Annotated in this window: 4 protein-coding genes; all 4 read right to left on the bottom strand. The window is 73.7% G+C overall.

Going from position 1 to position 12,132, the window contains the following annotated elements; genetic code table 11:
- Positions 1-238: 238 nt before the first annotated feature.
- The 4 genes from ACFWIA_RS31710 to ACFWIA_RS31695 all read right to left on the bottom strand — a co-directional run bounded on the left by ACFWIA_RS31710 (position 239) and on the right by ACFWIA_RS31695 (position 11,827).
- Positions 239-1,387, bottom strand: coding sequence for a S8 family serine peptidase (locus ACFWIA_RS31710; protein ID WP_387010704.1), 1,149 nt, complete (start codon positions 1,385-1,387; stop codon positions 239-241).
- A gap of 230 nt (positions 1,388-1,617) precedes the next feature.
- The gene (gene rutA / locus ACFWIA_RS31705) at positions 1,618-2,721 is read right to left on the bottom strand and encodes a pyrimidine utilization protein A (protein ID WP_387010703.1); all 1,104 of its coding nucleotides are present in this window, start codon (positions 2,719-2,721) and stop codon (positions 1,618-1,620) included.
- Positions 2,722-2,897: 176 nt separating this feature from the next.
- Positions 2,898-8,711 carry an amino acid adenylation domain-containing protein gene (locus ACFWIA_RS31700; RefSeq protein ID WP_387010702.1) on the bottom strand — a complete coding sequence of 1,938 codons (5,814 nt, stop codon included), beginning with the start codon at positions 8,709-8,711 and terminating at the stop codon, positions 2,898-2,900.
- Entirely contained in the window at positions 8,711-11,827 is a 3,117-nt protein-coding gene (locus tag ACFWIA_RS31695; RefSeq protein WP_387010701.1) for an amino acid adenylation domain-containing protein, read from the bottom strand. Before ACFWIA_RS31695 ends, ACFWIA_RS31700 begins: the two co-directional genes overlap by 1 nt.
- Positions 11,828-12,132 lie beyond the last annotated feature (305 nt).

The following is a 12,132-nucleotide window of genomic DNA, read 5'->3' as shown; positions in this document are numbered from 1 at the left end:
AGACAGGCGCAAGCCGACTTCCGTCTCGGACACCACACCCTCAGCCTCAGAAAGCCAGAACGGACCCGACAGTCCCACCAGCATCAGCACCCCAGTGGGCGCAAAGGCGCTGATAACACCGCACTAGTGATGAAAACGACCTCTAAGAGGCTGCTGGCGCGGCTTCGGAGCGAGGAGCTACCCCCGCGTGGGCGGGGCCGACGACGCCAACGGACCCACGGCTGGCGTTGACCTCGAGCTACCCCCGCGTGGGCGGGGCCGACCTGGCGGAGACGGTGAAGAGGACGCCCTTCTCCTTCGACACCCGGTTGATGTGGGCTTCGAGCGGGGTGACCTCCGGGGTGTCACCGGAGCCGAAGCTCATGCTGACGATGTCGGCGCCCCGTCCGACGGCCCAGTCGACCGCGGCGATGGTCCCCGACTCCGTGGTCCCCATGTCGTTCATGATCTTGCCGTTGAGGATCTTGGCCCCGGGGGCGACGCCCTGGTACTTGCCGCCGGACTTGGCACCGGTACCGGCCGCGATCGAGGCGATGTGCGTGCCGTGCCCGTGCCGGTCCTTGGTGTCCGGGGAGGAGGTGAAGTTCGCCGCCCCGATCACCTGCGTCGCCAGGTCCGGATGGGTTTCGTCGACCCCGCTGTCCAGGACCGCGATGGTGACGCCCTTGCCGTCGTACCCGGACTGCCACGCCTTCGGGGCACCGATCCGGCCCACGCTCGTGTCCAGGTTCGCGGTGTACACCGCGTCCAGCCAGACCCGCTCGATCCCCGGAACGTTCCCGCTGGCCCGGGCGCTCCCGCCCCCGCCCCCGGCTCCGGCTCCGGCTCCGGCTCCGGTGAGGACGGCCCACAACCCGCCCGCGTCCTGCTTCGGGACGGTCACCGCGTCCGCGTTGATCGACGGCAGCGTGCGCGCCAACTTCGCATCGGTACGGACTCCCGCACGGGCTCCGGCCGCTGACGCGCCCTCGTACTCGACGATGACCTTCAGGCCGTCGCGGTAGGCCCGTCGGCTCTCGGGGCTGCTGAGCGCGGTGACGTCGAAGAGCCGCCGGTCGAGCCGCCCTGCGATGATCAGCCGCTCGGCATCGGCCGGGACGGCGTAGGTGCTCCCCCGCTCGGTCCAACTCCGAACGGACACCTTCGCCCGGCCCTCGCCGCGCTCGACGGAGACGACCCGGTCCCGGGCGTCCACCCCGATCCGGTCCCCGGTGATCAGGGTGACCCAGCGGAGTCCGGCACCGGCACTGCCGGTGGCCGGTCCGCTCCCGGCGGTTCCGGTGTCCGCGAAGGCTGACGTACTGGTCGTTCCGGCGACGAGTGCAGTCGCCACCAGGGCCGCGGTGACGGTGATCGCACCGCGCCCCGGGCGTTTGCTGGAGAACAAGATTGACTCCCTGCGCTGCGGGGTCGGGGGTGAGAGGCCGGGGACGGCCCCCGCTCGCCGCTCCCGGCGGAGAAGAGACGGAAGATCCGAATCCCGTTGTCCTCGACCTCACCGATGACCGAAACTCGACCATCGACACTCCCCCGGGCTGGCCCCCACCACGCTGCGACCTGCCAGGAGTTCAGGCGGTCCGGGCCGCGCTGCACCCCTCGGCCGCCTTCAGCAAGGGGCTACGCGCTCCGGTCTCCCTCGGCCAGCTGCCCCGTGACGGAGGTACGGGACTTCATGAGTGGCTGGATTCGCGTGCCGAAGTCCTCCACGCCTTCGAGGAACTCGTCGAAGACGAGGATGACCCCCTTGACGCCGGGCACCTCGCTGATCTGGTCGAGCATGCGCGCAACGGTCGCGTAGGACCCGACGAGGGTTCCCATGTTGAGGTTCACGGCGCCTTCGGGGAGTGCCACGATCTTCGCGGTCGACGCCCCGTCGGCGGACTCGTCCGTCGCCGTCTGCTCCACCACGTAGCCCAGCGCCGCGAGGTCGGCGTTGTCGTGGTAGTCCTGCCACTTCGCCTGCGCAGCCGCGTCGGTCTCATCCGCGATGATCATGAACAGCGCGAACGCTCCGACGTCACGGCCGGCCGTGCGTGCGTGGTCGGCGAGGGTGGCGGTGGCTGCGGAGAGTGCGCGGGGGGTGTTGACCCCACTGCCCAGGATGAAGTTCCCGTCGGCGTGCTCGGCGGCGAACTTCATCCCCGTGCTGCTCTGCCCGGCGGCGAGCAGACTGATGTGCCCGCTCGCCGGGCGCGGCGACAGGACGCAGTCGTCCATCGTGTAGAACTCGCCCGTGAAGTTGCTCGTGCCCTCGCTCCACAGCTGCCGCAGCACGGTGACGTACTCGACGGCCCGCGCGTAGCGGTTGGTGAAGTGTTCGTCTCCGGGCCACAGGCCCATCTGCGCGTACTCGGCGGGCGCCCAGCCGGTGACGATGTTGACGCCGGCCCGGCCCGGGGCGATCGCGTCGATGGTCACGGCCATCCGGGCGGCCATCGCCGGGGGCAGGGCGAGGACGGGTGCGGAGGCGTAGAGCCTGATCCGCTCCGTCACGGCGGCGAGGGCCGCCGTGAGGGTGAACGACTCCAGGCAGTGGTCCCAGAACTCCGTCTCGCCGCCGAAACCCCTGAGTTTGATCATCGTCAAGGCGAAGTCCAGTCCGTGTTCCTCGGCCCGCTGCACGATGGTCTTGTTGAGTTCGAAGGTCGGCATGTACTGCGGAGAGCTCTTCGAGATGAGCCAGCCGTTGTTGCCGATGGGGAGGAAGACCCCGATGTCCATGCCGCTCCTCTGCACGCAGGACGGGCAACCCCCCGGCCGATTCCCGCCCTTACCGTCATCCCCGTGTGGTCGATCCTGCCCACGGCGCCGTGCGGTACACAACGGCACGGGGTCGCCCGCCGCTCTGCAGCCGACCCCGTACTCGTCACCCCGTCCCTCGCGCCCCGGCCGTTCGCTCAGGAGGTCCGCGCGGGGCGGGCCTCGGCGGCGGGGCGGTCGGAGGTGAGGGCGGCCAGGCCGACCAAGTCGTCCGCCTGCGCGTCCGGCACCTCCCGGTCGAACCGGGCCAACGCCCGCACCCGCAGCGATACCGCCCCCAGGAGCAGGATCGCGACCCCGAGCAGGACGTAGAGCAGCCCGATCCCCCGGCCGTCGCCCGTGCCCAGGACGGCGCCCGCGGTGTCGGCGAGACCACCGCCGGCGGCCATCAGCGGCTCCAGGTAGTGGCTGCCGAACGGCGCGATCAGCAGGAAGCCGACCGGCAGCGTGGACCAGGCGACGAGCTGGTTCAGCGCCATCACCCGGCCGTGGAACCGCTGCGGAACCTTGACCTGAATGATCGTCAGATAGATTCCGTTGAGCAGCGAGAGGGACGCGGACATGCCGAACACGCCGGCGCAGACCACCAGCAGGTCGGGCCGCAGCCCGGTCAGGACGCTGAAGAACGCGAGCACCGGCATCACGAGCAGCATGCCGCGCATCCGCCGGTGACGGGGCCCGCCCCAGACGCCCATCGTCAGCCCGCCGGTGATGGCGCCGATGCCGCCCGCGAGGGAGACCGTGGCCACCGTGCCGAGCCCGGAGAAGCCGAGCACCAGCGGCGGGACGAGCTGGAAGAGGACCGGCAGGAAGAGGTTGAGCACGGCGAAGAAGACCAGCATCGCCCGGAATCCGGGCCTGCGCCAGACCAGCCGGAACCCGGCCGTGATCTCCTGCTTCAGGGTTTCGCGCCGCCTGGCGGCCAGCGTGCGCGGGAAGCGGACGACCAGCAGGATCGTCGCCGCCACCACGTAACTGACCACGTCGATCAGCAGCACGCCGCCCAGTCCGACGGCGGCGAGCAGGCCGACCGCCGCGAGCGGTGCGACCACCTGGGCGATGCCGCCGGAGATCTGTACGACGCCGTTGGCGTGGCCCAGGTAGCGCTTCGGGACGAGCTGCGGGATCGCCGACTGGAAGGCGAGCCGTTGCCCGGTGAGGGAGACGGAGAGGATCGCCATCAGTATCCCGACGTGCCAGGGTCGCAGGGTCCCGAACACGTGGAGCAGCGCGAGCACCGCCTCCGAGGTGCCGCAGACCAGGGTCGAGGCCAGCATCACCCGGCGGCGGTCGACACGGTCCACCAGGCTGCCGAGGACCGGGGCGGCCAACAGCCCCGGCACGATGCCGAGGACGGCGAAGAGGCCGAACCAGGCGACCGAGTCCGTCGACAGGTAGATCCACAGCGGCAGGGCGAACTCGGTCAGCGCCGAACCGGTCTGCGAGATCGTCTGGGAGGCGGCGACCGCCACGAAGCGGCGCGTGTCGCGACGGGTCGCCGGGGCGGTGGGACGCTCCGCGGTGGCGCGGGCGTGGTGGACTCCGTCCAGCCACCAGGTGGCGCGCGCGGGACGGCGGTCGCGGGTGAGGGCGGTGGCGTCGGGCTCCGGGTCCGCGGTGCTTGCTGTGGTGTCCGGGACCGCGACCGCCGGGTGGACCGTGGTGACGATCTCGGCCAGTTCCTCGGCGCGGTGCTTGAGGAAGTAGTGGCCGCCCTCGTCGAGTACGGCGACCGCGGTGGTGGAGCCGACGAAGCCCCACTCCCGGAACCGCTCGCGGTGGAACTCGGTACCCGGGTCCGCGGAGCCGATCACCGAGACCACCGGGGAAGCCAACGCGGGTGCGGGCCGCGCGAGTTGCTCCGTGAAGTACGCCTCGGCCGCGCGGGAGTCCTCCCGCACGTTCCGTACGATCGTGGCCAGTTGCTCGGGGTCCAGGCCCTCCAGGTCGGCGCCCATGGAGCGGAGCCAGTTCAGGTGGAGCCGTCCGCTGCGCCGCCGGTCGAGCACGGAGAAGCGGGCGAGCAGCCCGAGCAGGCCCTCGGTGGGCCGGGCGAAGGGGAAGATCCCGCCCAGGTAGACGGCGGTGGGCTCCCGTCCGGCGGCAGTCAGCCGGTGCGCCAGCTCGACGGCGAGTGCCGCGCCCACCCCGCAGTGCCCGTACACCGCGACCGGGCCGGTCACCCCGCTCAGCACTTCCTCGGCGCAGCGGCGGGCCACTTCCTCCAGCGGCAGCGACTCCTCGGACATGCCGAGGTCGTGCCCGGGGACGGCGACGGCGTGCAGGGCGACGCCGGGCGGCAGGGCGTCGGCGAGCGGCTGGTACACGACGGCGCTGCCGCCGCCGTACGGCAGACAGACCAGGGAGAGCGTGACCCGCTCGGCGGGTTGACGGGGGGTCAGTTCGTGGAGGAGGCGACTCGGTCCGCGCTCGGAGTCGGACCGGTCGGCCAGGGCGGCGAGCGCGGCGACGGTCCGTTCCCGGAAGACGTCCATGAGGGTGATCCGGGCCTCGGCGCCGAGGAGCTTGCGCAGGGCGGCCACCATCCGCATGGCGAGCAGGGAGTGGCCGCCGAGGTCGAAGAAGTCGTCGTGCGCGCCGACCCGTTCGAGACCGAGGAGCGCGGCCCAGCAGGCGGCGACGGCCTCCTCGGTGGGGGTGGCGGGAGCCGTCCAGACGGCGCCCTCTTCGGGGCCGGGCGCGCCGGGTTCGGGCAGGGCCCGCCGGTCGACCTTGCCGTGGGCCTGCCGGGGCAGGTCGGGCAGGATGACGAAGCGGGAGGGGACGAGGTAGTCGGGCAGCTTCTCGGCCAGCAGCCGGCGCAGTTCGGCGACCGGGGGCGGGGGCCCTTCCGCGCCGGGGACGAGGTAGCCGACGAGGACGAGTTCGCCGGCCGGACCCCGGGCCGCGGCGACGGCCTGGGCGACTTCGGGGAGCCGAGCCAGATGGGCCTCCACCTCGCCGAGTTCGACCCGGTAGCCACGGATCTTGACCTGGTGGTCGTCGCGGCCGAGGAATTCGATCGTGCCGTCAGAGCGGTGCCGGGCGAGGTCCCCGGTGCGGTACATCCGGGGCGTGACGTCTGCCCCGGCGGCCTCGGGTCTCTCCGTTCTCCCGGGTCTCCCGGACCGCTCGGGTTCCGGTGCGGCGCCCGCGCGGGAGTCCGCTGCGAAGGGGTCGGCGCGGAAGCGTTCGGCCGTCAGCTCCGGTAGGCCCAGGTAACCGCGGGCCAGCCGGTCGCCGCCGATCCACAACTCCCCCGGCACCCCGGCGGGCACCGGCTGTCGGCGGGCGTCGAGCAGGTACACCCGCGCACCCGGCAGCGGGCGCCCGATGGGGGTGGTGGGTCCGGCCGCGGGCCGGGCCGGGTCGACGAGGTGGGTGGTCGCGCCCACGGTGGCCTCGGTCGGTCCGTAGTGGTTGATCACCCGGCAGCCGGTACGGGCTCCCGCCGCCGCGAGCCTTCGCGCCCACTCCCAGCCGGACGCCTCGCCACCGAGGACGAGCAGTCGTCGGGGCAGCAGCTCCGCAGCGTCGTCCACCTCGGCGCTGAGCGCCGCCAGATGGGAGGGGGTGAGTTTGACGCAGTCGATGTTCCGGTCGGCGAGGTAGGCCGCAAGCTCCGGGCCGGGGGTGCGCGGCGGGAGCAGGTGCAGGCTGCCGCCGGTGGTGAGCGAGAGGTAGAGGGTGGTGAGGCCGAAGTCGAAGGCGAGCGACTGGAGCAGGGCGTAGCGGGCGCCGTCCGGCAGTCCGGCCTCGGCGAAGCGCTGGCGTACGCCGGCGAGGTAGGTGAGCACCTGGCGGTGCTGCACGGCCACGCCCTTGGGGGTGCCGGTGGAGCCCGAGGTGTAGATGACGTACGCGAGGTGGTCCGGTCCCGCGCCGTCGCCGTCGCCGAGCGGGGTGTCGGGAACGGCGGCGAGCCGGTCCGCGAGTCCGTCGAGCAGCAGGACGGGTGCGTCGGACGCGGTCAGCAGGGACCGTCGGACGGAGGTGGTGACGAGGGCGACCGGCGCGGAGTCGGTCAGCATGTGGGCGAGGCGTTCACGGGGCTGCTCGGGGTCGAGCGGTACGTACGCGGCGCCGGACTTCAGCACGGCGAGCAGGGAGACGGCCTGGTCGAGGCCCTGGTCGAGGCAGACGCCGACGAGCCGGTCGGGTCCGGCGCCGGTGGTGCGCAGCAGCCGGGCCAACCGGTTGGCCCGGGCGTCGAGTTCACGGTAGGTGAGGGTGCGGCCCTCGTGGACGAGGGCGACCTCGTCCGGGGTGCGGGCCGCCTGGGCGGCGACGGCGTCGGCGAGGGTCGCGGCGGCCGGGCGGGCGGTGCCGGAGTCGTTCCACTCGTACAGGACCCGGTCGTGTTCGCCGGGGGTGAGGAGGTCGAGGGCGTCGATGGGGGTGTCCGGGTCGGCGGCGGCCCGGGCCAGGACGCGTTGCCAGTGTCCGGCGAGACGGGCGACGGTGTCGGCGTCCCAGAGGTCGGTGCGGTAGGTGAGGAAGGCGTCGAGTCCGGCCCCCGGTTCGGCGGACTCGGTGCAGTACAGCCCGAGGTCGAGGTGGACGCCGCTGCCCTCGAAGGGGAAGGTCCGCCATTCCAGGTCGTGCGGGTGGACGGTCTGGGCGCGGTGGTTCTGGAGCGCGAAGGACACCTGGAAGAGCGGCGGACGGCCGAGGTCGCGCGGCAGGTCCAGGGCCTCGACCAGCCGCTCGAACGGGGTCTCGCGGTGCTGCTGGGCACCGAGGGCCGCGGCGCGGACGCGGTCGAGGACGACTCCGAAGGCGGGTCCGGTGCCGGCGTCGGCGGTGTCGGGTCCCGGCTCGGGCGTCCCGAGGTCGGCCCGGATCGGCAGCATCGTGCTGAACAGGCCGATCAGGCCCTCGGTGGTCTCGGTGGGTCGCCCCGCGAACGGCGTGCCGACGGCGAAGTCACGCTGTCCCGACCAGCGGCCGAGCACCACCTGGAAGGCGGCGATCAGGGTCATGAAGAGGGTGGCGCCCCGGGCCCGGGAGAGCGCGCGCACGGCCTGGTAGGTGTCGGCGTCGAGCCGGAAGGTGTGGGTCGCTCCGCCGGGGCCGGGCAGGACGGGCCGCGAGCGGTCGGTGGGGAGGTCGAGCGGCGGCACCCCGGTCATGGTCCGGCACCAGTACCGCAGGTCGGCGTCGGCTTGCGGCAGGTTCTGGCGCTGGCGCTGCCAATGGGCGAAGTCGCCGTAGCGGACGGGCAGCGGGGGCGGGGCGGGGGCGGCGCCCCGGGACAGTTCCTCGTAGCCGGTGAGGAGTTCGTCCAGGAGCACCCCGGCGGACCAGCCGTCGCCGACGAGGTGGTGCTGGCAGATCACGAGCACGTGGTCGTCGGCGGCGAGGCGCAGCAGGAGGGCCCGCAGCAGGGGGCCGTCCGTGAGGTCGAAGGGGCGCGCGACCTCGGCCTCGACGGCGGTGCGGGCGGCGCTCTCCCGTTCCTCGGCGGGGAGCCCGGCCAGGTCACGCGTGTCCCAGGGCACGGTGAAGGCGTCGGCGGGCGTGACGCGCACCCAGGGGGCGCCGTCCTCGTCGACGGGGAAGGTACTGCGGAGGGTGTCGTGGCGGACGGCGATCAGACGCAGTGCCTCGGCGAGGGGTTCGGCCCGGAGCGCGCCGCGCAGCCGCCCGGCGGTGGGGAGGACGTAGGCGGCGGTGCCGGGGGTCAGTTGCTCGACGAACCAAAGCCGCTCTTGGGCGAGGGACAGCGGCTGGGGTTCGTCGTCGGGGCGGGCCGGGATTCCGGTGGGCCGGGCGGCTGCGGCGCGTTCCCGTAGTCGGCGGGCGAGCAGGGCGCGCTGATCGCTGCTGAGCGTCCGCCGGGGCGGGCGTGCCTCCGCTACGGACGGTGCGGCTGCCGTGGTCGCGGTGCCCCTTGCCGTGGAGGCGGAGGGCGTCGAGTGCAGGGGTTCCGGGGAGGGCAGGGGTTCCATCACGCCTCCTCCGCCAGCAGCTCGAACACGACCGCGTCGGTCACTGTGCTCACCGTGGTGGGTTCCTCGTAGAACACGTCCAGCGGTACGTCGACCCCCAGGCGGTCCCGGATGCGGGCCGCGACCTGGGTGATGGTCAGGGAGTGTGCTCCGAGGTCGATGACGTCGTCGTGCGGGCCGATGGCGGGGAGGTCCAGCACCTCGCACCAGATGGCGGCGATCTGGGTGGCCAGCTCGTCCCATCCGTCGTCCGGGGCCGCGGTGTCGTTCGGGGAGGCGGTGCACGGCACGGATTCCGTACTGCCGCGGGCCGGTTCGGGCAGTGCCACGTGGTCCGTCTTGCCGTTGGGGGTGAGCGGGAGGGCCGGCAGCGGGTGGACGACGCCGGGGACCATCACGTCCGGCAGGGTCCGGGACAGGAAGGAGCGCAGTTCGGGGCCGGTCGGTACGGGGACGTCCGGGCGCCACACCGGGTACGCGACGAGCATCCGGCCGGTCGGGTCCTCGTCGCCGCCGCGGACGGAGACGGCGGCTGCCGCCACGGCGGGGTGTTCCTGGAGGCGGGCCTCGATCTCGCCGAGTTCGATCCGGTGGCCGCGCAGCTTGATCTGGTGGTCGCGACGGCCGAGGCAGTCGAGCGCGCCGTCGCGCCGGACCCTCGCGAGGTCGCCGGTCCGGTAGTGGCGGGCGCCGGTGACCGGGTCGGTGACGAAACGTTCGGCGGTGCGCTCGGGCAGGCCGCGGTAGCCGCGGGCGAGTCCTGCGCCGCCCAGGGCCAGTTCGCCGGTGACCCCGTGCGCTACGGGGTGCCCGGCCGGGTCGATCACGAGGGCGGTGGTGCCGGCGATGGGTCGGCCGATGGTGACCTCGTCGGGCGCGGGCGGCACCTCGGTGGCGGTGGACCAGATGGTCGTCTCGGTCGGCCCGTAGACGTTCCAGAGCCGTGCGACGCGGGTCCGTAGCCGGCGGGCGAGGGCGAGGGGCAGGGCCTCGCCGCCGCTGAGGGCGGTGAGGGCGGGGGCGTCGAGCCCGCCGTCCAGCAGGAGCCGCCAGCCCGAAGGGGTGGCCTGGGCGTGGGTGACGCCGTGCCGCTCGACCAGGGCGACGAGGGCGCCGCCGTCGCGGGTCTCCGTCTCGCGTGCGATCACCACCCGCCCGCCGGTGATCAGCGGCAGCAGCAGTTCGAGGGCGGAGATGTCGAAGGAGAGCGAGGTGACGGCGAGCCAGACGTCGTCGCGACCGGCGGCCAGGGTGTCGCGGAAGGCCAGCAGGAGGTGGGCGAGGGCGGCGTGCGGAACCTCGACGCCCTTGGGGTGTCCGGTGGAACCGGAGGTGTAGATGAGGTAGGCGAGGTCGTCGGGCGTGGGCGCCGGCAGGGACGCCCGGTCGTGCCCGTCGGGCCCGTTGCCGGTGAAGAGGTCGTCGAGCAGGAGGGTGTTGCCGTGCCCTTCGACCAGGTGGGCGGTGCTCCGCTGGGCGAGCGCGAGCGGAGTGCCGGCGTCGGCGAGCACCAGGGCGATGCGCTCAGCCGGGTAGGACGGGTCGACGGGCAGGTAGGCGCCGCCGGCGAGGGTGACGGCGAGCACCGCGGCCACCATCTCGGCGGAGCGCTCCGCGCAGACGGCGACCACGGTGCCGGGGGTGACTCCGGCGGCGACGAGCCGCTGGGCGAGGCCGGTGGCGGCGGTGGCCAGTTCCGCGTAGCTCAGGGTCCGTTCGCCGACCGTGACGGCGGGCCGTGCGGCGTGCGCGGCGAAGGAGCGGGAGAGCAGTGCGGGCAGGGTCGCGCCGAGGGCGTCGGGGGCGGGGTCGGCTCCGCGCAACGGGGCGCGTTCCGCCTCGTCCAGCAGCGGTAGATCGGCGAGCGTGGTGCCGGGGGCGGCGGCGATCGAGGCGAGCAACCTGCGCAGATGGGCGCCGACGCGGTCGGCCCGGACGGGGGACGGCAGGTCCGAACGGTGCATCAGCAGGACGCGGAGCCGGTCCGGACCGTCGAGGAGGTGGAGCCGCAGGGCGCCGCGCGCGGTGCCGGGGAACAGCGTCCAGTCGGTGGTGGCCCGGACGCCCGGGAAGGTGACGGGGGCGATCCGGCGGCGGTAGGTGAGGATGACGGGGGCGAGGGAGAGGCCGGGCGCCACGCCCCGGACGGCGCGGGACAGGGGGACCCGGCGGTGCGGGTAGCAGCTGCGCAGTTCGGCGCGGACCGTGTGGGCGAACTCGCCGAAGGGGGTGCCCGGTTCGGGGGTGGTGACCACGGGCAGCTCGTTGGCGTGCATGCCGATCCGGTCGACGGTGCCCGGGGTGCGGGTGCCGAGGCCGACGGTGACGGCGGGGCGCTCGTTCCCGTAGCGCAGGAGGAGGGTGTGCACGGCGGCGAGGAGCAGTTCGAAGAGGGTGACGCCGAGTTTCTCGGCGGTGTCGACGAGGTCGGCACGGAGTGCGGGGTCGAGGTCGAAGTCCACGGCCGCGCCCGGACCGACGCCGTCGAGACCTTCGGGGCCGGTGTCGAGGCCGGGCAGCAGGACCGTGGGACCGGGCAGCGGGCGGTCGACCCAGTGTGCGGACGCCTCGGCGATCGCCCGGGCGTCGGGTTCGGGGAGGTCGGCGGCGCCGGCGAGCGGGGAACCTTCGGCGGCCGACCCGGTCGGGGCGGGGCCGTGGCCGGTGCGGTGGGCGTAGCAGGCCGCCAGGTCGGTCAGGAACACATCGGTGGAGGTGCCGTCGAAGGCGATGTGATGGGCGACGACCAGCAGGGTGGCGCGGGTCGGGTCCGTGCGCAGCAGGGTGAACCGTACGGGGGGTCCCGCCGCCAGGTCGAACGGTTCCGCACTCCCGGCGGCCAACTCGCCGGGCAGCCGTTCGGGCGTGGTGTCGCGGACGGTGAGCGAGGGCGCCGGGCCGGCGACGAACAGGGGGACGCCGTCCTCCTCGCGGACGGTCAGGGCGAGGGCGGGGTGGCGGCCGGCCACGTCGGTGCAGGCGGCGGCGAGTGCGGCGGGGTCCAAGGGACCTTCGAAGTGGACGGCGAAGGGCATGTGGTGGACGGAGCCGAGCGGCGCGATCCGCTCGTTGATCCAGATGCCCTGCTGGGCAGCGCTGGCGCGGGTGCTGGTCACAGGTCTTCCTCGGTCTGTTCGGCGTCGGGGACGGGTGGCGCGACTGGAACGGGTGGAGCGGGTTGCACGGCGCAGCGGTGGGTGTGCGCGGGGCGTGGTCGGGCTCACGCTCCTGCCCGGCGCGGGTCGACGCGAGGGGGGAAGGGCGGGCGTGGGCGCGGGGACAGGGCCCGGCGTCGGCGCTGACGGCGGGCGGGGCGGGGGCGGGCTGCGGTCGTCGGCGAGCGGCGGTGCTCGACGGTCGGGACGGATGGCGTCAGAGCAGGGTGAAGGTCGGGACGGGGCGCGGGAAGGCATGACGCCGG

This window comes from Streptomyces sp. NPDC127068, assembly GCF_042724695.1.
In the GTDB taxonomy this organism is placed as follows: domain Bacteria; phylum Actinomycetota; class Actinomycetes; order Streptomycetales; family Streptomycetaceae; genus Streptomyces.
This window is presented reverse-complemented; position numbering and strand designations above follow the sequence as displayed.